General features: G+C 68.6%; 19 protein-coding genes. 9 read left to right on the forward strand and 10 right to left on the reverse strand.

Features of this window, described 5'->3' with window-relative positions; translation table 11 throughout:
• Positions 1 to 15: 15 nt before the first annotated feature.
• The 9 genes from LFM09_RS17075 to LFM09_RS17115 form a co-directional block, all read right to left on the reverse strand.
• On the reverse strand, positions 16 to 453 hold the full coding sequence (locus LFM09_RS17075) for an NUDIX hydrolase (protein WP_414097430.1): 438 nt from the start codon (positions 451 to 453) through the stop codon (positions 16 to 18).
• Positions 453 to 1976, reverse strand: a complete 1524-nt coding sequence (locus tag LFM09_RS17080) for an FAD-dependent oxidoreductase (protein ID WP_414097431.1) — start codon at positions 1974 to 1976, stop codon at positions 453 to 455. Before LFM09_RS17080 ends, LFM09_RS17075 begins: the two co-directional genes overlap by 1 nt.
• Entirely contained in the window at positions 1969 to 3453 is a 1485-nt protein-coding gene (gene glpK, locus LFM09_RS17085) for a glycerol kinase GlpK (RefSeq protein ID WP_414097432.1), read from the reverse strand. The genes LFM09_RS17080 and glpK overlap by 8 nt, the downstream gene beginning before the upstream one ends.
• A gap of 54 nt (positions 3454 to 3507) precedes the next feature.
• On the reverse strand, positions 3508 to 4263 hold the full coding sequence (locus LFM09_RS17090; protein ID WP_414097433.1) for an IclR family transcriptional regulator: 756 nt from the start codon (positions 4261 to 4263) through the stop codon (positions 3508 to 3510).
• A gap of 43 nt (positions 4264 to 4306) precedes the next feature.
• Positions 4307 to 4828, reverse strand: coding sequence for a dCTP deaminase (gene dcd, locus LFM09_RS17095; RefSeq protein WP_414097434.1), 522 nt, complete (start codon positions 4826 to 4828; stop codon positions 4307 to 4309).
• Between the two features lie 25 nt (positions 4829 to 4853).
• Positions 4854 to 5369, reverse strand: a complete 516-nt coding sequence (locus LFM09_RS17100) for a dCTP deaminase domain-containing protein (RefSeq protein WP_414097435.1) — start codon at positions 5367 to 5369, stop codon at positions 4854 to 4856.
• Positions 5366 to 5935, reverse strand: a complete 570-nt coding sequence (locus LFM09_RS17105) for a hypothetical protein (RefSeq protein ID WP_414097436.1) — start codon at positions 5933 to 5935, stop codon at positions 5366 to 5368. Before LFM09_RS17105 ends, LFM09_RS17100 begins: the two co-directional genes overlap by 4 nt.
• A gap of 19 nt (positions 5936 to 5954) precedes the next feature.
• A complete protein-coding gene (locus LFM09_RS17110; protein ID WP_414097437.1) occupies positions 5955 to 7844 on the reverse strand; it encodes a hypothetical protein in 1890 nt (629 codons plus the stop codon).
• 124 nt (positions 7845 to 7968) lie between these two features.
• The gene (locus tag LFM09_RS17115; protein ID WP_414097537.1) at positions 7969 to 9333 is read right to left on the reverse strand and encodes a bifunctional phosphatase PAP2/diacylglycerol kinase family protein; all 1365 of its coding nucleotides are present in this window, start codon (positions 9331 to 9333) and stop codon (positions 7969 to 7971) included.
• Between the two features lie 116 nt (positions 9334 to 9449).
• Here LFM09_RS17115 and pafA point away from each other — a divergent pair, with 116 nt between their 5' ends.
• Positions 9450 to 10808, forward strand: a complete 1359-nt coding sequence (gene pafA, locus LFM09_RS17120) for a Pup--protein ligase (protein WP_414097438.1) — start codon at positions 9450 to 9452, stop codon at positions 10806 to 10808.
• A gap of 3 nt (positions 10809 to 10811) precedes the next feature.
• On the opposite strand, the gene LFM09_RS17125 is transcribed toward pafA, so the two are convergent.
• On the reverse strand, positions 10812 to 15050 hold the full coding sequence (locus LFM09_RS17125) for a hypothetical protein (RefSeq protein ID WP_414097439.1): 4239 nt from the start codon (positions 15048 to 15050) through the stop codon (positions 10812 to 10814).
• A gap of 87 nt (positions 15051 to 15137) precedes the next feature.
• Here LFM09_RS17125 and LFM09_RS17130 point away from each other — a divergent pair, with 87 nt between their 5' ends.
• The 8 genes from LFM09_RS17130 to LFM09_RS17165 all read left to right on the forward strand — a co-directional run bounded on the left by LFM09_RS17130 (position 15138) and on the right by LFM09_RS17165 (position 21454).
• Positions 15138 to 16142, forward strand: coding sequence for an oxidoreductase (locus LFM09_RS17130; RefSeq protein ID WP_414097440.1), 1005 nt, complete (start codon positions 15138 to 15140; stop codon positions 16140 to 16142).
• A gap of 36 nt (positions 16143 to 16178) precedes the next feature.
• Positions 16179 to 17006 (forward strand): alpha/beta hydrolase, encoded by an 828-nt coding sequence (locus LFM09_RS17135; RefSeq protein ID WP_414097441.1) that lies wholly within the window; start codon positions 16179 to 16181, stop codon positions 17004 to 17006.
• 60 nt (positions 17007 to 17066) lie between these two features.
• The gene (locus LFM09_RS17140; RefSeq protein WP_414097442.1) at positions 17067 to 18032 is read left to right on the forward strand and encodes a helix-turn-helix transcriptional regulator; all 966 of its coding nucleotides are present in this window, start codon (positions 17067 to 17069) and stop codon (positions 18030 to 18032) included.
• Positions 18029 to 19000, forward strand: coding sequence for a helix-turn-helix transcriptional regulator (locus LFM09_RS17145; protein WP_414097443.1), 972 nt, complete (start codon positions 18029 to 18031; stop codon positions 18998 to 19000). Before LFM09_RS17140 ends, LFM09_RS17145 begins: the two co-directional genes overlap by 4 nt.
• Positions 19001 to 19018: 18 nt before the next feature.
• Positions 19019 to 19291 (forward strand): bacteriophage holin, encoded by a 273-nt coding sequence (locus tag LFM09_RS17150; RefSeq protein ID WP_414097444.1) that lies wholly within the window; start codon positions 19019 to 19021, stop codon positions 19289 to 19291.
• Positions 19284 to 19577 carry a Sec-independent protein translocase subunit TatA gene (gene tatA, locus LFM09_RS17155; RefSeq protein ID WP_414097445.1) on the forward strand — a complete coding sequence of 98 codons (294 nt, stop codon included), beginning with the start codon at positions 19284 to 19286 and terminating at the stop codon, positions 19575 to 19577. Before LFM09_RS17150 ends, tatA begins: the two co-directional genes overlap by 8 nt.
• A 111-nt stretch (positions 19578 to 19688) precedes the next feature.
• Positions 19689 to 20597 carry a twin-arginine translocase subunit TatC gene (tatC, locus tag LFM09_RS17160; RefSeq protein WP_414097538.1) on the forward strand — a complete coding sequence of 303 codons (909 nt, stop codon included), beginning with the start codon at positions 19689 to 19691 and terminating at the stop codon, positions 20595 to 20597.
• On the forward strand, positions 20594 to 21454 hold the full coding sequence (locus LFM09_RS17165) for a diacylglycerol kinase family protein (RefSeq protein ID WP_414097446.1): 861 nt from the start codon (positions 20594 to 20596) through the stop codon (positions 21452 to 21454). Before tatC ends, LFM09_RS17165 begins: the two co-directional genes overlap by 4 nt.
• The last annotated feature ends 31 nt before the right edge of the window (positions 21455 to 21485 follow it).

Below are 21485 nucleotides of genomic sequence, written 5' to 3' on the forward strand. Positions count from 1 at the left end.
GCTCGGGAGGGCGTGCTAGTCCCAGCCGTGCAGCCCGAAGGTGTGACCTGCCGAGTAGGCAGCGAGACCGGCGGCCGGGTACTCGATCAGGTCGGCGGGCGGCGCGTGGAGCGGGAACCACTGCACGGCTGAGCACTTCTCGGGCTCACGGTTGACGGGCTCGCCGCTCCAGCGGAGAGCCTCGAAGAACAGGCCGAGCCGTGGTTCGACACCGGATCTGTTGGCGTGCAACGTGTGCACGTGCCGCAGGTCGTCCGGTGCGATGCGGACGCCGACCTCCTCCTCGGCTTCCCGCACTGCCGCTGCGAGAACCGACTCGCCCGCGTCGAGCTTGCCCGACGGCAGGTGCCAGCGGCCGTCGAACAACGGGTTCGTGTCGCGGCGCCGGGTCAGGAGCACCCGGTCGCCGCGCACGAGCAGTACGTGGACGTCGATGAGGTGACGGTCTGCCATCAGGAGGCGAGCAGCTCCGACACCCGCGTGCGGACCTCGGGGGAGTCCAGCCCGCGGACCATCACGGTGGTGCGGCGGCGCAGGACGTCGTCCACTTCGGACGCCCACTCGGTGCGGCGGGCGTGTTCGACCTGGGCCCAGATGTCCGGGCCGTCCGGGTGGACGCGCTCCAGCAGGGCAGGGTTCTCCAGGCCGAGCGCGACGACCTCGTGCGACGTCGTGCCGTAGTGGGTGGCGAGGTGGCGCACCACGTCGTCGGGCAGGCCGTTCCACGCGGTGTGGAGGACGTCGCCGACCGTGTCGGGCTGGGCCGAGCCGGGCAGTGCCACGCCGTCGAGCGGGGCGTCGAAGGTGCGGCCCAGCTCGGAGTTCACGCGGGCCAGGACGGTGGCGCCGATCTTGCGGAACGTCGTCCACTTGCCGCCTGCCACGCTGATCATGCCGCCGGCGCCCGCGGTGATCACGGTTTCGCGCTTGGCGTGCGAGGTGTCGCCGGGGCCGCCGGGCAGGACGCGCAGGCCCGCGAAGGTGTAGGCGAGGTTCGCGCGGTCCAGGCCCGTGACGGCTACGCCCGCCTCGGACATGATCTGGTCGACGTCGGCGTCCGTGCAGGAAACGGCAGCCGGGTCGCCCTCGTACGCCTCGTCGGTGGTGCCCAGCAGCAGGTGGCCCTCCCACGGGATCGCGAACGACACGCGCACGTCGTCGACCGGGATCGTCAGCGCTGCCTTCCACTCGGAAGAAGTGCGCATCACCAGGTGCGAGCCCTTGGACAGGCGGATCGACGGGTCGGCGGCGGGGTCTTCCATGCGCCGCAACACGTCCAGCCACGGGCCGGTGGCGTTCACGACGACGCGGGCGTCCACGCCGAACTCGCCGAGCGAGTCGCGCAGGTCGACGCCGGAGACCCTGCCGGAGGTCTTGCGCAGGCCCACGACCGAGATGTGGTTGAGCAGCACGGCGCCGGCCTCGGCGGCGGCGCGGGCGGCGGTGATCGCCACGCGGCTGTCGTTCATCTGGTGGTCGTAGTACATCGCGGCGCCGCGCAGACCGTCGGCGCGCAGGTCAGGCACCCACTCGACTGCCCTGCGCGCCGACAGGACCTTCCCCATGCCGTCGCCGAAGCCCGACAGCGCGGAGTACAGCGTCACGCCCGCACCCAGCACGAAGCGGCTGTGCGGGCCTCCCTTGTAGACGGGGACGAGGAACGGCAGCGGGCGCACCAGGTGCGGGGCCAGGCGGTCGCCGAGCGCGCGGCGTTCCTTGTGGTTCTCGTGCACCATCGGCACCGCCGACGGGCCCATCGCCAGGTAGCGCAGGCCGCCGTGGACCAGCTTCGACGACGCGGACGAGGTGGCGCCCGCGAAGTCACCGCTCTCCACCAGCGCGACGCGAAGGCCGGAGCGGGCCGCGGCCCACGTGGTCGCGATGCCCAGGATGCCGCCGCCGATCACGACCACGTCGAACTTGCCGTGCTGCAGCTCTTCGCGAGCCCGTGCGCGTTGTGCAGAAAAGTCAGTCATCGTCCTCGTCCATCCACCCGACGGTCCGCTCGACCGCCTTCTTCCACTTCCGGTAGCCGCGAGCCCGCGCCGCCGGTTCCATCGACGGTTCCCACTCGGCCGCCTTGTGCCAGTTCGCTTTCAGCGCCTCGGTCGAAGGCCAGTAGCCCACCGCGAGACCGGCCGCGTACGCCGCGCCGAGGCACGTCGTCTCGGCCACGATCGGGCGCACCACCGGCACGTCGAGCACGTCCGACAGGAACTGCATGAGCAGGTTGTTGGCGGTCATGCCGCCGTCGACGCGCAACATGGTGAGGTCCTCGCCAGAATCAGAATTCGCAGCGTCGGCGTTCATCGCGTCCACGACCTCGCGCGTCTGCCACGCGGACGCCTCCAGCACGGCCCGTGCGAGGTGCCCGCGCGAGATGTAGCCCGTCAGGCCGGCGATCACGCCCCGCGCGTCGCTTCGCCAGTGCGGTGCGAACAACCCGGAGAACGCGGGCACGAAGTACGCGCCGCCGTTGTCGTCCACCGTGCGCGCCAGCGTCTCGATCTCCGCGGCCGACGAGATCAGGCCGACCTTGTCCCGGAACCACTGCACCAGCGCGCCGGTCACCGCGACCGCGCCTTCCAACGCGTACGCGGCGGGCTGGTCGCCGATCTTGTAGCCGACGGTGGTGAGCAGTCCGTTGGCCGACCGCACCGGCCGGTCGCCCGTGTTGATCAGCAGGAACGCGCCGGTGCCGTACGTGCACTTGCCTTCGCCCGGCGCGAAACACGTCTGCCCGAACAACGCCGCCTGCTGGTCACCCAGCGCCGACGCGACGGGCACGCCCTCGTACTCCCCGTAAACCTCGGAGGAGGAACGGATCTCGGGCAGCATCGACAGCGGAACGTCCATTGCGGACACCAGCTCGGGATCCCAGTCCAGGGTCTCCAGGTTCATCAGCATGGTGCGCGACGCGTTGGTCACGTCGGTGACGTGGCGCCCGGTCAGGTTCCAGATGAGCCAGGTGTCCATGGTGCCGAACAGGACCTCGCCGCGGGAGGCCCGCTCACGCAGCCCGTCGACGTTGTCGAGCAGCCACCGCAGCTTCGGCCCGGAGAAGTAGGTCGCGAGCGGCAGGCCGGAACGCTCGCGGAACCGGTCCTGGTCTCCCAAAGACTTGATCAACGCGTCCGTGCGCGTGTCCTGCCAGACGATCGCGTTGTGCACGGGCTCGCCGGTCTCGCGGTCCCACACCACCGTCGTCTCGCGCTGGTTCGTGATGCCGAACGCGGCGATGTCGGCGAACGAGAGAGACGCGTGGGCCAACGCGTCACGAACGACGGACTGCACGTTCGTCCAGATCTCGGTCGCGTCGTGCTCCACCCAGCCCGGCTTGGGGAAGATCTGCCGGTGCTCGCGCTGAGCGACCGACACGATCCCGCCGGAGGAGTCGAACACGATGCACCGGGACGACGTCGTGCCCTGGTCGATCGCCGCGATGTAGGCCACCGTGCACACCTCTCTGTGTTCACCATTCGACATTGTCGAACGCTGTCCACATTACTACCAGGAGAGGCCGCCAAGCTCCCTGGAAACGCTGCGAGCTGCCTCACGTACGTAGGACACGAGTTCGAGCCGCGGCGGCTGATCGGGTGACTCGCACAGCCGCTCGACGGGCCCGGAGATACCGACCGCACCCACGACGACTCCGCGCTTGTCCCGGATCGGGGCGGCGATCGACGCCTCTCCCTCGACGAGTTCGTGCAGGTCGTAGGCCCAGTCGCGCTCGCGGACCTCGTCCAGGGCGGTCTGCAGCTCGTAGGGGCCGAGGGTGTGCCGCGTGAACCGCTGCAACTCGCCGTCCGGCTGCTCCCCGAATGCCACCAGCGCCTTGCCGAGCGCGGTCGCGTGCCACGGCAACAGCGCGCCGGTGTCCAGCGCCTGCCGGCTGTTGTCCGGCCGGAACACGTGGTGCACGACCAGCACGTGCTTCCCGTGCATCACGCCGATGCGCACCGCCTCGCGCGCACGCATCGCCAACGTGTCCGACCAGTTCAACGCCTTCGCGCGCAGCTCGTTGCCGTCCAGGTACGAGGTGCCGATCTGGAACAGCGCCGCACCCAGGCGGTACTTGCCGCCCTCGACCTCCTGCTCGACGAACCCGACCTCCTGCAACGTCCGCAGGATGCCGTGCACCGTCGGTTTCGCCAGGTCCAGCGCGCGGGCGATCTCGCCGACGCTCAACTGGTGCGCGCCGCCGTGCGCGAGCAGCTTGAGAACCTCCGCCGCGCGCTGAATGGACTGAATAGGTCCGGGCACGCACGCCACTCTAGCTGCGCACGTTCGACAATGTCGAACACGCTTAGGCGTCGAAGTCCCGGAACGACTCGGAGCTGCGCGGGCCGGTCGCACCCTGGTACTTGCCGTCGTACAGCTCGATCTCACCCTCCGGCACCCAGAAGGTGACCTGCCCGATCCGCATGCCGGGGTACACGACCAGCGGCTGCACCGCGTGGAACTGCAGCGTCCAGTTGTTGTGCGACCCGATGTCGATCAGGTCGGCCGTCATGTTGACGAACAGGCCGAGCCGGCCGAGCGAGGACTTCCCGCGGATGATCGGCACGTAGTGGTCGCTGCCCATCCTCTCCACCGTGGAGCCGAGGTAGACCCGGTCCGGGGTCAGCGTGAAGCCGGACTCGCCGATCGCGACGGTGTCGACCTTGTTGGGCAGCCGGGCGTCGAGCTCGAGGTCCTGGTAGACGAGCAGCTCGGGGCCCAGCCGGAAGTCGTAGCTGTTCGGGTTGACCTGGTCGGGGTGGAACGGGTCGATCTCGATCCTGCCCAGACCCACCTGACGGGCGATCTCGCTGCCGGTAAGAATCACTGTGACCTCGTGAGCCGATGGGAGTTCAGGTCAAGCTCGTCGGGAGAGCGGGCATCGGGGCCATGGCGTCGCCGTACGCGCCACCGTACGCAGTCACGGCTCCTCGGCTGCGCCAGAAGCTGACCTGGCCCAGCCGCATCCCGGCGTAGACGCGCAACGGCTGGACGACCGCCAGTTCGAGCGTCCACCGGTGCACCGCCCCCTGGTGGCCGAGATCGGCCGTGACCTGGACGAAGAGCCCGAGCCTGCCGAGCGACGACCGGCCGATCAGGCTGGTGACGAAGGCGGTGCTGCCGATCACCTCGGCGGTGGTGGCGAGGTAGAGGCGCCCTGGGAGCAGCAGAAAGCCCTCTTCCGGGATCGTCGTCTCCGGCCAGGGCGCGTTCGTCTTCGCGTCGAGCGTCTCCCGCGGGGTGAAGCGGATCTCCGCGCCGAGGGAGTAGTTGTAGCTGTTCGGGTTCAGCCGTGCCGGGTCGAACGGGCTGATCGTGATCTCGCCCGCCTCGACCGCCTCGGCGATGGCCTTCCCGGTGAGGATCACGTCGGCAGGCCGTCGAGCAGGTTCCAGACCGCGGCGTCGAAGTCCTCCAGCGACCCGTTGTTGTCGATGATCAGGTCCGCGTCGGAGGACCGCAGCCCGGTCTCGGTCGGGTGGTTCGTCGCGCCCAGGCTCAGGTCGCCGCGCAGAACCCGCCGCCTCCTCGACGTCTCCGGATCGACGTCGATCAGGACCAGCTGGAAGAGCTCCTGCCTGAGGTAGCCGAAGTCGGCGGGCCGGGCGTCCGTGCACATGATCAGAGTCCCGTCCGAGTGGGGATGCTGGGAGCTGATCCGCTTCAGCTCCAGCAGGAAGTGCTCTTCCAGGACCGACGGGTTGATCTTGCGCAGGTGTGCGCCGAGGAAGTTGAGCAGTTCACCGTCCTGGACGCTCTCGTCGTCGAGCGGCCTGCCGGCGATCTCGTAGACGGCGGCCTGCGCGCGGTAGAGCGGGGTGGCCAGTGTGATCGTTTCGAGCCGGCGGTCACGCTCCGCGGCCCAGCGCCGGGCGGCTGCCGTGAACGTGCCTTTGCCTGCTCCCGGCAGACCCGCCAGGGCGATTCTGATCATTGGTGCCCGAACCCTTCGACTACTGGGAGGAGCGACTGTCCAGCGCCGCGAGCGCTGCTGTCACGGCCGCGTGGATCTCGCTCTCCGTCGCGTTCTCAAGTGCTTTTCCGGTGTAGGGCTGCCCGTTCATCCCCAGTTGTGACCACGGGATGTTGGTGACCTCGTGGTGCGGGTGGAGCGACATCGGAACCACGGGGTACAGGCTGGGGTTCGGGGTTCTCCTGTCGTGCATCGCCGTGATTTCGCGCATGATGTTGCCGTTGGGCTGACTGGTGCAACGGCCCTGGTAAGCGCGAGAAGCGATGATGATGCAGCAGTCCGTCTGCCACACGCCGTCGACGCTGTTCCGCTCGGTGGTTTCGCCGATGCCTTGGTTCGGTTCGAGAATCACGTAGTAACGGCGCCGGGCTTTGTGCAGGTGCCGCACTATTCGTTGCACGTGAACGGTGTCGTCCGCGCAGTACGAAACGAAGATCGAAGGTCCGGTGAAACCGTGCGTCTGGCGGGTGTCCACCGGGACGCCTCCCCATTCGCTCCGCTTCTTCGCGAGGAGCGCCGCCCGGAGACTTCCCTCGCGGTACGCCTTCTTCAGCGCCGCGAAATCCCGGCCGCGGTCGTGCTGCGGGTAGAACATCAACACGTCGCCGAGGATGGGCATCGTCACGCGCGGGCTGCGGACCACTTCGAAATACGGCCCGTTCATGTCGTTGATCGCGGCGAGCTCGGTCTCCCCGGTCGGCGCGGTCGTCTCGAACCGGATTCCGCTCGGCTTCGGTGTGCTCGCCTCGAACGCCTCGAAGAAGATCTCGTTCGGGATGGGCACCGCGCTGCCGTCCGCGGAGCTGGACTGGTTCGTCTCCCTCAGCCAGAAGTGCGCGTATGCGCTGGAAGCGGTGGTGAACTCGGTGAGGGCGATGAGCGTCTTCTTGTCCAGGCGTGCCTTGGACTGGCCCGACCTGACGCTGTTGATCTCGGCTTCCAGGCGCACGTCGTCGAGTTCCAGGAAGGATTCGATGCCCACGTGCTTGGTGGCGAGCATCGACGAGGCCTGGAACGCGTCGGGCAGCTTCCGGACGCCGTCGATGATGCTCCCGAGGAGCATGACCCGAAATCTGTTCTGGGGTGCGAAGTAGACGATCGAGTAGAGATGCGCTCGGGTGGCGAGGAAGTTGCCCAACGGAGCCGGGTCCGAGCAGATCGGGCCGTCGTCGTCATAGGAGAGGATCGCTGAGACGACGTCGTGCGACGTGCTGAGACCACCGACCGTGTGATGGGCGTCCCGGTGCACGTAGTCGATCCGGTCAGCGTCGATCTCGCCGTCGAGCATGTGCCGAAGCGGCAGGAACCTCTGTTTCCAGACGGGGTCCTTCCAGCTCTCGGCCGAGATCAGGAACGCGATGAACTCGATGTTGAGCGGGGCGAGGATCGCCTGGAGGTCGGTGTCGAGAAGACATCCCAGACTGAAGACCGGCTTCGACGGCCAGAGCGAGACGTCCTGCTCGATCTTGGCGCCCACCCAGTTGCGGAGGTCCTCGTCGGGCATGAAGTGCTCGACGGTCGCGTTCTGGTAAGGCAGCTCACCGATGTCCTGCAGGAGGGCGGCCACCAGTACGTGCTGATAGAGGAAATCTGCGGTGACGGTTTCCTCGAACGCTTCTTCGTACTGTTGCAGCAACTTCGTCCTGAAGTTCGAACGAGGGCCGCCCACCTGTTTCAACAGGTTTCGCATGACGTGCATCGTGCCGAGAGCGTGCGCGTATCTGCTGTGGTCGGCCGCGACGTAGCTCTGGGACGCGAAGCCCAGCTGTTTGATCCGGCGCAACCGCTGAATCGCCCGTGACTGGATCAGCTGGGCGATGATCGGCTGGCCGGAGTTGTACAGGTCCGAAATGTCGACCAGGCCGTGCACCGCATCACGTATTGAGGACTCGGGCTGTCCGGCGCCTCGATTCGGTGCATGGCTCATCAGTTCCCCCGCCGCTTGGAGCTCCTCCAACTACGTGACCACGTCGTCGGGCTTGGCGCCAGTGCTGTTACGGGCGGTAGATGCCGAGAGCCGCCGCCCGTGAACGGAACGAGAAGTGCGTTGCCCGCTCGCGCACCTCGCCGTCGGTCGCGATGGACACGGGCGCACCGTGCACCTCGACGTTCAACGAGGCGACCTCAAGGTGCCGGTACGTGCGCGAGTGCTCCAGCGCCCCGAGCAATGCGCCGAGGAAGAACCGCGTGCGCGAGAAGCGCCGGTCGGCCCGTACGTAGCGCACGTCGAGCAGTCCGTCGTCCAGGCGTGGGCGCATCGTCGGCGCGAAGCCCTTCGGCCGGTATGGGCCGTTGCCCACGAACAGCAGCCACACCAGGTGCTTGTCGCCGTCGATGGTCATCTCCAGCGGGCGGGCGCGCTGCAGCACGCGGGCCAGTGCGATCGCCGCCGCCGGCCACTTGCCCCAGCGCTTCTGCAGCTTCTCGCGGATCCGCACCATGTCCGGGTAGCCGCCGAGCGACGCCGTGTTCACGAACCACTGGCCGTTGACCTGCGCCAGGTCGACCCGCACGCCCACGCCGTCGGCCACCGCCTGTGCCGTGTCGTGCAGGCCCGTGATGCCCACGTCGCGCGCGAAGTGGTTCAACGTGCCGGAGGGGATGAGCACCAGCGGTAGGTCGCGCTCTACGGCGATGGAGGCCACGGCCGCAACGGTGCCGTCGCCACCGGCCACGCCCAGCGCTTTCGCATCGGGCAGATCGGACAGTTCGGAGATCGTCACGACCTGCGCCTTCGGCCACTCCTCGATGATCTGCTGCGTCGGGTCCGGGCCGATCCCCGAGTGCGGGTTCACCACGACCACCAGCCCGTCGCCCTCCTGCAGCGACGTCAGGTCGGCGTGTTCGTAGGCCGACGCGGGCTCGTTGCGACCGAGCGGCCACCACCGGCGCGTCAACATCGCGGCACCCACGCCCACGGCCGCTCCGGCCGCGACATCTGTCGGCCAATGAACGCCCGTGTGTACGCGTGAATAGGCCACGGCAGCCGCGAGCGGGGCCACCACCGCACCCGCGCGAGGTGATTCCATCGCCACCGCCGTGGCGAAAGCGGCCGCTGACGCCGAGTGACCGGACGGGAATGACGACGACGTCGGCCGGCGCGACAACCGGCGCTCCACGGCGAGCAGATCAGCGGCGGGCCGGCGCCGTGGGAAAAGGGACTTGCCGACCAGGTTCGCGCTGGCAGAGGCCCCGGCGATGGCCGCGAGCCCACGCATCGCACCACGCCGCAAGGGGCCTTTCCCAGTTGCCAGAATCGCCGCGATGACGAACCACAACAGGCTGTGGTTCGCCGCCTTGGAAAGCCGCTTGAAACCCCGGTCGAGCCTGCTCGGAGGCAGTCCGGCCGATGAGCTCATGAGCTTCTTGTCGAGAGCGCTGACCCGTTTCCACACCCCACCGACACTAAACCGCAACCGGCGTGCCGCCCGAACGGATCACCCTCGCGCGGCCGGAAGTCGCCTACTGTTGAGGGATGCAGCGGCGGATCTTCGGCATTGAGACAGAATTCGGGGTGACCTGCACCTTCCACGGGCAGCGTCGTCTGTCCCCGGACGAGGTCGCGCGGTACTTGTTCCGCCGGGTCGTCTCCTGGGGACGTTCGTCCAACGTGTTCCTGCGCAACGGTTCCCGGCTCTACCTGGACGTCGGCTCTCACCCGGAGTACGCCACCGCGGAGTGCGACGACCTGGCCCAGCTGGTCACGCACGACAAGGCGGGGGAGCGGATCCTCGAGGACCTGCTCGTCGACGCCGAGCGCAGGCTGGCCGACGAGGGCATCGGCGGCGACATCTTCCTGTTCAAGAACAACACCGACTCGGCGGGCAACTCGTACGGCTGCCACGAGAACTACCTGGTCGCACGGGCCGGCGAGTTCTCCAGGATCGCGGACGTGCTGCTGCCGTTCCTGGTCACCCGCCAGCTGATCTGCGGTGCCGGCAAGGTGCTGCAGACCCCGCGCGGCGCCGTGTACTGCCTCTCGCAGCGCGCCGAGCACATCTGGGAGGGCGTGTCGTCGGCGACGACCCGTTCGCGCCCGATCATCAACACGCGCGACGAGCCTCATGCAGACGCCGAACGCTACCGCCGCCTGCACGTCATCGTCGGCGACTCGAACATGTCCGAGGTGACGACGCTGCTCAAGGTGGGCAGCGCGAACCTCGTGCTGGAGATGATCGAGCAGGGCGTCCAGTTCCGCGACTTCTCCCTGGACAACCCGATCCGCGCCATCCGCGAGATCTCGCACGACCTGACGGGCCGCCGCACGGTCCGGCTGGCGGGCGGCAAGGAAGCCTCCGCGCTCGACATCCAGCGCGAGTACTTCGAGAAGGCCGTCGAGCACGTGGCCAAGCGCTCACCGGACCCGATGGCCGAGCGCGTCCTCGAACTGTGGGGCCGCACCCTGGACGCCGTCGAGTCGCAGGACCTCACCAAGATCGACCGCGAGATCGACTGGGCCATCAAGAACCGCCTGATGGAGCGGTACATGGCCAAGCACAACATGGACCTGTCCAACCCGCGCATCGCCCAGCTCGACCTCGCCTACCACGACATCCGCCGCGGCCGGGGCGTGTTCGACCTGCTGCAGCGCAAGGGCCAGGTCGAACGGGTCACCGACGACGGCGAGATCGAGGCCGCCAAGGACACCCCGCCGCAGACCACGCGGGCCAAGCTGCGCGGTGACTTCATCGCCGCCGCGCAGGCCGCCGGGCGCGACTTCACCGTCGACTGGGTGCACCTGAAGCTGAACGACCAGGCGCAGCGCACGGTGCTGTGCAAGGACCCGTTCCGGGCTGTGGACGAGCGCGTCGAGCGGCTCATCTCGTCGCTCTGAGAGTCACAGGCTCGGCACCAGACCGAGCCTGCGGACTCGCTCGAGCACCTCGCGAGGTGATGTTCGGGTCCGGTAGGCCGCGAGCATCACCTCACCGCGTGGGAACGGGCTGTCCAGGGACCTGAAGGGTTCCCTGCCGAACAGGTCCCTGCTGAGCAACGCCAGGTCGGTCGGGTCGATCGACCTGGGGAGATTCTCCGCGGGCTCGACCGGAATGGCGAGGTCACGTAGCCGGTGGGCGATGTCCGTCGGCGGCAGGGCGGTCCGGCTCGCGGCAATCAGCAGGTGCAGGCGATCAGCGGGCTTGCTCACACCGAGCCAGGGGAACTCGGTCTTTCGCCCGTTCGCCCAGTGCAGTTGGTGGACGGTTCGGTCGAGCAGCAGGGTGTCCTGGGGATTCACTGTCGCGGAAGGCCGAACCTCTTCGGCGCGCAGGCCCAGTTCCCCCAGCCGCGTCACGATCTCGGCAGGCGTCCTGCCGAGGCGGGCCGCCGCGGCGAGCACGTAGCCGAGCGGCAGGGTGAGCTCGGTGCCGACGAGTGCCGGGTGGTCCGCGGTCAGCCACGGCGGCCGGCTGTCCAGGGCGACGCTGAGCAGTAGCGCGTCGTCTGGCCCGACATCGAGGTCGAGCTGTGCTTCCGGTGGTGTGCGGAAGCCGAGTTCGCCGAGTTTTCGCGCGACGGCACGAGGAGTGCGCCGCGTTTTGACCGCGGCCAGGAAGACGTGTTGCGGGGACACCTCCTGGCCGGTGCGCAGCCAGGCGTGATCGGGGTCGTTGTAGCCGTGCCCGCGGTCGGACCCGATGGCGGTCGACACGAGCACCAGATCATCAGCGTCCACGGTGGTGGGCAGCAGGTCGGATGGAGGCGTGGTGTAGCCGAGCTCGGTTAGACGGCCCGCTGCCCGCACCGGCGACTGGGCGGTCTTCAGAGCCGCCCAGAGCACGTGCCCGATCTCGACCACCTCGTCGAGGTGGAACTTGTCGGTTCGGGGATCCAGGAGGTTCTGGGCTCGGATGAGAGTGGCGTCGGAAGGCCCTGTCGACTCGGGCAGGCTCGCTTCCGGCGGCACCTCGAACCCTGCTTCAGCGAGGCGGGCCGCGACCCGCGCGGGTGTCCGGCCCGATCTGATCGAGGCGATGGTGATGTGCCTGCGCGACACCGGGCTTTCCACGTGACGATTGGTCAGGAGGTCTGTCTGACTCCGGAACACGATCTCATCGTGGTTGTCGTGATCGGCCGGCAGCTCCTCCGGGCCTGGAACGGGGTAGCCGAGCTCGGCGAGACGGCGCGCCACCTCGGCCGGAGTTCGCCCGGTCCTGGCTGCGCCGGCCATGATGTGAGCGACAGAAACCTTCTCCGACAACGAGAGGTCGAACGAGTACACGTCGTCGTCCCGAAGCAACTTCCTGTCGATCGGGTGCACCGCTGACGGGAGACGTGCGGCGGTCGGTACTTCGTAACCGAGTTCGGACAGCCGTTCCGCGACGGCATGAGGTGCGAGCCCTGCGTTGATCGCCGCGATCAGCACGCCGTCATGTGGGACCGCAGTCGCCCTGTTCAGCCACGGTGGCTCTCCGGGACTGTACTGGCCGAGAATCAAGGGATCGGTCGGCCTCGCGTCGGCCGGCAACCCGTCTGGCACCGACCAACCGAGCTTCGTGAGTCTGGCTGCCACCTCGGCGGGTGAGCGGTGTGCTCTGAGCGCGGCGAAGAGAACATGGCCGATGTCCGGCTGCTGACGGTTGTACAGCCACCCGATTCTGTTGTGGGCACTGTTGACATCGCGGTGGTTTCGTTGCAGCAGGAGGATGTCCGACGGGAGTGCGGGAACGACAGGGCCGACTTCGTCACCCGAGTGGTCCGGGTTCGCCCGCAACCAGGCGGCCAGCCGCCAGGCGCCGATGTGGTCGTTCCAGCTGCTCAGGCGAGGTGGCTCGTGTCCCGCGAACAGGAACTCGTCCTCGCGGAAGCAACCAACGACCTCGATCGGCATCTCCGCACCGGCGACCAGCCACGGCCGGTACCCGACGTCGATCGCGCGTTCGCAGATCTCGTCAGCCAGCCGGGGCATGTCGTTGACGAGCGTGGACAGCCACCGGTGCGACAGCGGCGACCGCGACGCGCCGAGAAGCGCCGGTATCGCGTCCCGCATCAGAGCCTCGACCAGGGGCAGGTCGAGGTCGATGATCGTCTTGCGGTCGATCGTCAGCCGGGGCAGGTCGTGGCCGGTGAGGTTGACGACCGCGCCGAAGACGCTGGTGCCCGCCCAGATCCCGTCGGCGAGGACCGCGCCTGACTCGTCGCACCACCACACCCTGCCGCGGTCCGCGGGGACGATCACGTCGGCAGTCCTGCGCGCACTTTCAGCCAGCGCGTCCGATCCGATCGGCGCCATCGGTGACAGTTCTCCGGGTTCCCAGGTCTGTGCACCGCTCAGGTCCTCCGACTCGACGCGGTAGTCGCTGACCCAGAGGATGCGGCGGAGCAGCTCCGTGCAATGCAGGGGTTTGTCCGCCGGGCGCAGCCAGAGCCTGACCACGGTCCCTGCGTCGTCCCCCGCGCCGAGGTCACGCACGCGGAACAGCGCGCCAGGTCCCGCGATGTGAACCTCGAGGCGCCGGTCGGGGTTGCCTTTGCGGTCGAGCCGGCACGTCGTCACCGTGATCTCGTCGGCCAGCATGAAGTAGCTCAGCACGCCGATGCCGAAGCGGCTGTTGGGATGCGACTCGATGCCTTCGGCTGCCCAGTCGGCCTGCTCCTCCACGTACTCGGGCATGTCCGCGAACCTGACCCCCGCGCGGGAGAACACGTCCACCAGTTCGCGGTCGCCCATGCCGATGCCGTTGTCCGCGCATTCGAGGAACGGGCGCCCGTCCTCGGTGCCCTGCCTGAAGCTGATGGAGCCGCTCCAGTCCGCAGGTTTCGCGGGGGCGGTCTTCTCGAGGTACGCGATCCGGGCCTCGCGGTAGCGGCAGGCGTCGAGCGCGTTCTGGTACAGCTCGCGGACGGCCAGCTCCGGCGTTCCGTAGAGCTGCTCGCCCATGAGCAACTCCTGGATCCGGTCGTCAGCCAGCCTGAACCGGTGGCCGACGGCGGCCGGTACGGGCACACCGTCTTCACCTGTCGTGCCGACGCCATCGGCCGACGCATGAGTCGGCATGTGCCGGAGAGGCTCGAGATGGGGTGTCTCCTCGATCGCGGCGACGATCTCGGTGAGCACCGAGTCCACCGCGGCGGCCTGACCGCGCAGCGCGAGCACGGTCGCGGGGTGTGCGCACTCGGCGACGAGCACACGGGTCCGTTCGCCGGTCCACGACGCGGTCCTGATCGACTCGAGGACTTCCGCCGGTGTCACACCGTCCTTGATGCCGACGTGCTCGACGATGAGACGTGGCAGGACAGCCGGGTCGATCGCGGTCCGGTGCGCGAAGACGAGCAGGTAGCCCAGCAGCTGCTCGCGCATGTCCTGCTCGAGTGATGTTCCGCCCGCCACTTTCACCAACGGCTTCAGCTTCGAGGCGCGGTCGGTGCGACGCAGGAACGCGGGATCGATCTGGACCACGCGCATCAGTTCCGTGAGTCGAGCCGGCGTGAGCACCGACCTGACCGGGGTGGGAGTCGGCGTCGGGAGCAGCGCCCCGAGGTTGGCCGTGCTGTAGCAGGTCGGGAGGCCTGCGAGCCACTGGTGGAACAGCCACCACCCGATGACCTTCGCGGTGTCGTCGCCGGAGTCGAACGCATGCGCGCCGCGGCGGTACAGCGCGCCCTTGTCGGCGGCGACCGCGCTGAAGGCCGGGAGTTCGGTGTCGCGAGCAAAGGCAGCGACAGCGGGGTCCACGCCCCGCAGGATCTCCACGGCCTGCTTCGCCCAGAAGGCCTGATGCAGGTAGGGGAACGTGACCAGCAGGGCGACCTCGCCCGCGGACAGCCGCAGTTCGTCCGGGGGCAGGACGCGTCCGATCACCCACCGGACCCGTTCCGTGAACAGGTCGGCGAAATGCGGGTCCAGCCACGGGTCCTGCGCGAGTGCGGCACGGTCCCGTTCCCATGCGGTGCCCAGCTCGTGCACGACCGCCAGGGTGGCGTTCCGGATCTTGGTCGCTCTCGGGTCCTCGGCCAGGCGGTCCCACCCCTCGTGCTCACCGGCGGCTTCCGCCCACCGGTGCGGTGCGGTGACGTCCGCGAACGACCGCTCAGGCCGGCTGGCACGGATCTCGGGGTAGGGGCCGCTCTCGGGCATGGGAAGATCTTCGTCCCTGCTCGCACGCCGTGCCGACCGCCGATCGGGGCTAGGAAGCGATCATCTGCTTCGACCAGAGTTGCCCGCATGCGACTTCTCACCGCGGCGCTCGTCGCCACCTTCGCCGTGTCCGGCACGGCGTATGCCTCCGACGACTCCTTCTGGGAGCTGAAACCGACCGGCACGGACGCGCGCCTGCGTGGTTTGTCCGCGGTGTCCGGTCAGGTCGCGTGGGCCAGCGGCTCAAAAGGCACTGTCCTGCGCACCACCAACGCCGGCCGGTCGTGGGAGTCCGTCGGCCCGCCCGGCACGTCGGCGCTGGAGTTCCGCGACATCGAGGCGTTCGACGCGCGCAACGCGGTGACGCTGTCCATCGGTCCGGGTGAGTCGTCGCGGATCTACCGCACGTCGGACGGTGGCAAGACGTGGCAGGAGTCGTTCCGCAACACCGACCCGAACGCGTTCTACGACTGCGTGGCGTTCTTCGACCGGTTCCGCGGGCTGGCGCTGAGCGACCCGGTCGACGGCAAGTTCCGGGTGCTGCGGACGTGGGACGGCGGCCGGTCGTGGCACGTCAACGACACCAAGGGCATGCCGGACGCGCTGCCGGGGGAGTTCGCGTTCGCAGCAAGCGGCCAGTGTGTGACGACCAGTGGCAACCACGCGTGGATCGCGACCGGCGGCGGCGCGAAAGCACGGGTGCTGGAGTCACGTGACGGTGGTCGGTCGTGGAAGGCCTCCGAGGTTCCGTTGCCCAGCGGCGAGGCGGCCGGGGTGTTCGCGGTGGCGTTCAAGACGCCGTGGCGCGGTGTGGCGATCGGTGGCGACTACCTGAAGCCGACCGATCCGACGCCGGCGTTCGCGATGAACGACGGGCGCGGCTGGAAGGCCGGGACGCAGGCTCCCGTCGGTTACCGGTCGGGCATCGCCTACCGGGGCAACGGACTGGTCGCGGTCGGACCGTCCGGCACGGACACCAGCAGGGACGGCAGGAGCTGGAAGATCGCGGACACCGGGAGCTTCGACACCGTGGACTGCGTTGGTAACACCTGCTGGGCCTCCGGCGAAAAAGGACGTGTCGGCCGCACCTGACCGGGGTAGCCGAAGCGAGTGTTCGAGGGTTTTTCGTTGCGTCGCAGGGACGTTGGCGAGGCCGTGCTGCGAGTGAGGACCGGTGGTGCAGGGCCGCCGGTCCTCCTCCTGCACGGCCACCCTCGGACGCACACGACGTGGCACCGCGTCGCGCCGTTGCTCGCCACGGATCACACGGTCGTGTGTCCGGATCTGCGCGGGTACGGCGAGTCCAGCAAGCCCGGCGACTACTCGAAACGGGCCATGGCACGGGATTTCGTGCACCTGATGCGCGAACTGGGCCACGACGAGTTCGCGGTCGTCGGACACGACAGGGGTGCGGCGGCGGCGATCCGGCTGGCGCTCGACCACCCGGACAGGGTCACGAGCCTGGCCGTGCTCGACGGACTGCCCATCGGGGCTCATCTCGAACGGTGTGACGCCCGGTTCGCACAGTCCTGGTACCACTGGTTCTTCCTGGCACAGCAGGAACTCGCCGCCGCGATGATCAACCAGGACCCCGACCTCTGGTACGGAGGGCGCTACCACGACACGCCGCTCGCGATGGGCGTGGAGAACTGGGCGGACTTCCAGCGCGCGATCCACGACCCCGAGACGGTGCTGGCGATGTGCGGTGACTACCGGGCCGGGCTGGAGGTCGACCGCCAGCACGACGACGAGGACCGGGCGGCCGGGCGCAAGATCGCGTGTCCCGTTCTGGCGTTGTGGGCGGCGAAGGACGACCTCGGCGAGCTTTACGAAAATCTTGCTGCCGTGTGGGCTGAGTGGGCCGATGACGTGCAGGTACGTGCCATCGACTGTGGACACCACATGGCCGAGGAAGCGCCCGTGGAGCTGGTACGAGAGTTGCGCACGCTGCTCTGAACGGACCGTTCACAACAGGTGTTGTCAAGGTTTCCACACACACGGGGTTAGGGTTTGTCCGTGGCCATCGCACGTGCCGAACGCCTCGTCAACCTGGTGTTGTGTCTTCTGTCGACGCGCCAGTACCTGACAGCGGACCGCATCCGCGCCATCGTCCCCGGGTATCACGAAGCCCCGACGGACGAGGCGTTCTTCCGCATGTTCGAACGGGACAAGTCCGAGCTGCGCGATCTCGGCGTGCCGCTGGAGACCGGGCGGCAGTCCAACGCCGAGGGCGCGGAGGACGGGTACCGGATCGCGCGGCGCGACTACGAGCTCGGCGACATCGACCTCGAACCCGACGAGGCCGCCGCGGTGGCACTGGCGGCACGGCTGTGGGACTCGCCGCAGCTCACGGGCGCGGTGCACGGGGCGTTGATCAAGCTGCGGGCCGCGGGGGTGGACGTCGACCAGGACACGCCGGCCGCCGTCGAGCCCAAGGTGCGCGCGAACGAGCCCGCGTTCCCGCCGCTGCTGCAGGCCGTGCAGGCCGGGCAGGTGGTCACGTTCGGCTACCGCAAGCCGCCGCCGGGCGGGCAGAAGGACCGCACGGTCGAGCCGTGGGGTGTGGTCGCCTGGCGCGGCAAGTGGTACCTCGTCGGCTGGGACCGCGACCGCGACGACACGCGCTGTTTCCGGCTCTCCCGAGTCGTGGGTGCGGTCAGAACTGTCGGCAAGCCCGGTGCGTTCAAGGTGCCTGAAGGCACGGACCTGATGAGCCTCATCGCGCGCACGGAGGTGGATCCGCACCACACGGCGCCTGCGAAGATCTGGGTGGCCAAGGGACGGGCGCAGGGCCTTCGCCGGCACGCGAAGGTCGTGGAGGAACGCGACGGTGGCGACGTCGTCGAGATCGACCTGAAGTTCCCCGACTCGGCGGCCAAGTGGCTGGCCGGGTTCGGGCCCGACGTCGTGGTGCTGGAACCCGAGGTCCTGGCCAAATCGGTTCGCGACCGCCTGCAGGGCGCACTGGAAGGAGCGCGGTGACCGCGTCGAACGAACGGCTGCCGCGGCTGCTCGCACTCGTGCCGTACCTGCTCAACCGCCCCGCGATCACGGTCAGGGAGGCCGCGGCCGACTTCGGCATCACGCCCAAGCAGCTGCGCAAGGACCTCGAGCTGCTGTGGATGTGCGGCCTGCCGGGCTACGGGCCGGGCGACCTGATCGACCTGTCCTTCGAGGGCGAGACGATCACGGTCTCGTTCGACGCGGGCATGAACCGGCCGCTGCGGCTCACCGCGGCCGAGGCGGCGTCGTTGCTGGTGGCGCTGCGGGCACTCGCGGACACGCCCGGCGTGGTCGACACCGACGCGGTGCAGCGGGCGCTGGCCAAGATCGAGTCCGCGGTCGGCAAGGCACAGCCCGCGGGCATGGTGGTCGGGCTGGGCGCGTTCGAGCGCGGGGAGACGGCGGAGATCCGAGCTGCGGTGCAGGACGCCGTGAAGCGCGAACGGGCCGTGCGCATCCGCTACTACTCGCAGTCGCATGACGAGATCAGCGACCGTGTGGTCGACCCGATGCGTCTGCTGCTCGTCGAGGGCCGCGGCTACCTGGAGGCGTGGTGCCGGTCGGCGCTCGGCGTGCGGCTGTTCCGGCTCGACCGGATCGACGACGTGGAGGTCCTCGACGAGCCGTCGTCGCCCCCGCCGCACGCCCGGCTCACGGATACATCGGAGGGGTTGTTCCAACCACGGGACGATCAGAAGATCGCGGTCCTTCTTCTCGAACCGGACGCGCACTGGGTCGCCGAGTACTACCCCGTTGATCACGTCGCGGAGCTCTCCGACGGCCGCACGCGTGTCCTCATGCGCTACGACGACCCGTCGTGGATGGTCCGCCTGCTCCTCGGACTCGGCGGTGACGTGCACGTCGAGCAGCCGGTGGAGCTCGCGGACGCGGTGCGGACCAGAGCGGCGGAAGCGTTGCGCCGGGCAGATCACCTGCTGTCCACCTAAGCCGTATAACGTGTGCTTGTGCCGTACACACCGACCCTGGCGCTGATCGCGTTCGGCCTGATCGTGCTGGTCGCGATCGGGGTCCGAGTCATCCGATCCTTGCGTCGATTCGCCAGCGCCCGCACTCTGGTGGGGGACAGGGTCGGCGATCGCGTCGGACTGCTGAAGGCGCGCACTGCCGCGCTGAAGGTGGCCATCGCGCAGCGACGGCCTTCGGGACAGGCCCGCACCAGGGCAAACCCCGCGTACGATCGACGTCGCGGGGCAGACAGGAGGACCAGCAATGCCTAACCTCGGACCCACCGAGCTGATCATCATCGCTGTGGTGATCATCCTGCTGTTCGGTGCGAAGAAGCTTCCTGACATGGCACGGTCGCTCGGCCGGTCGGCGAAGATCTTCAAGGCCGAGACCAAGGGCCTGCGCGACCCGGACGCCAAGGACGACGAGCCTGCTCAGCAGCCCGTCCAGCAGCCGGTGCAGCAGCTTCCTCCGGCCCAGCCGCCGGTGCAGCAGCAGCCGCAGGTCGCGCCTCCCATCGAGCAGACCACCCAGAACAAGGCCACCAACAACAACTGACCTTCTGGTCTCTGACTTGTAAGGACGGTTAGCGCGGTGGCAAACCCGTTCCGGTGGTTCGCCGAGCGCCGGGAACGCGGCAGGCGCCGTCGGGGCAACCCCGACGGCACGATGTCGCTCAAAGAGCACCTGTACGAGCTGCGGTACCGGCTCGGCCTGGCGATGCTGGTCATCGCCGTCGGTGCGATCTTCGGCTTCATCTGGTTCCAGGTGCGACTCGGTCCCATCCCGTCGCTGGGCGACATCCTGACGGGGCCGTACTGCCAGCCCGACCTGGAGAAGTACCGGGCCAAGATCACCAGCGACGGCAGCTGCGCGCTGCTGCAGACCGAGCCGTTCGAGATCTTCCTCGTTCAGCTGCAGGTCGGCACGGCCGCGGGCGCGGTGCTCCTCAGCCCGCTGTGGCTCTACCAGATCTGGGCGTTCATCACGCCGGGCCTGTACACGAAGGAACGCAACTTCGCGCGGGTGTTCGTCGGCATCGGTGCGTTGCTGTTCGTCGCCGGTGCGGTGCTCGCCTACCTCGTGGTGCCCGAGGGATTGAAGGTGCTGCTCGGCTTCGGTGGCGAGAACTGGACCACGGCGCTCACGGGTAGCAAGTACATCAACTTCGTGATCACCATGCTGTTCATCTTCGGCGTGAGCTTCCTGCTCCCGCTGGTCGTGGTGATGCTCAACCGCGCGGGCGTGGTGTCGTACGAACGGCTGGCGAAGTGGCGGCGCGGCCTGATGATGGGCCTGTTCGTGTTCGCCGCGATCGCGACGCCGGGCACGGACCCGATCTCGATGGTCGTGCTGGCGATCGCGCTGGTGCTGCTGTTCGAGATGGCGATCCAGGTCGCCCGGATCCACGACAAGCGCAAGGCCAAGCTCCGCGCCGCCGAGGGCTGGGACGCTCTCGACGACAACGAGGCCGCGCCGTTCGACTACACGCCGTCCGACTCCGACGGCGACCTGCCCGGTGAGAAGCCTGTCGCTGCGGAGCCTTCCAAGCGCGTGAACTACGACGACGCCACGTGACGCGGGCCGCCTTGCTGGTCTGCCCCGCGTCGGGCAAGGGGCGGGCGGCCCGCATGGCCGGGTCGACCGCCGCCGCGCTGCGCCCGCACGTCTCGTCGCTGACGCAGCTGGTCGCGCACGACGCCGAGGGCACGTTGAAGATGGCCCGCGAGGCCGTCGCCGACGGCGTGGACCTGCTGGTCGTGCTGGGCGGTGACGGTGCCGCTCACCTGGGCATTCAGGCGTGTGCGGACACCTCGACCGCGCTGGGCATCGTGCCGGCGGGCACCGGCAACGACCTGGCGGCCGCGATCGGGTCCGCGTCCGTCGACGACGTCGTGTTCGGGGTTCGCAAGAAGCTGGACCTGGGCCGGTTGTCGACGGGCCAGTGGTTCGCGACGGTGCTGTGCGCGGGCTTCGACTCCGCGGTGAACGAGCGGGCGAACGCGATGCGCTGGCCCGCCGGTCCGCGCCGCTACGACCTGGCGATCCTGGCCGAGCTGGCGTCGTTGCGCTCGGCACCTCTGCTCGTGACGACCGAGAGCGACACGTTCTCGCTGGACGCGACCCTGGTGGCGGTGGGCAACACGCCGAACTACGGCGGCGGCATTCCGGTGTGTCCCTCCGCCGATGCTTCGGACGGGCTGTTCGACGTGACGGTCGTGGAGCACGCGAGCCGTTCGATGCTCATGCGGATGCTGCCGACGTTGCGCACGGGCAAGCACACCGAGCACCCGTCCGTGCGCACATTCCGCGCGCGTGAGGTCTCTCTGTCCGGCGGTAACGGCTGGATCGCTTACGCCGACGGTGAACGTCAGGAAGCACTACCTGTCTCAGTTCGCACGGTCCCAGGCGCTCTCACAGTCGTGGGTCGCTAAGTTCTAGGGCTGTTCGTTCTCGTTTTTGATT

Source organism: Lentzea alba, assembly GCF_047445655.1.
Classification (GTDB): domain Bacteria; phylum Actinomycetota; class Actinomycetes; order Mycobacteriales; family Pseudonocardiaceae; genus Lentzea; species Lentzea alba_A.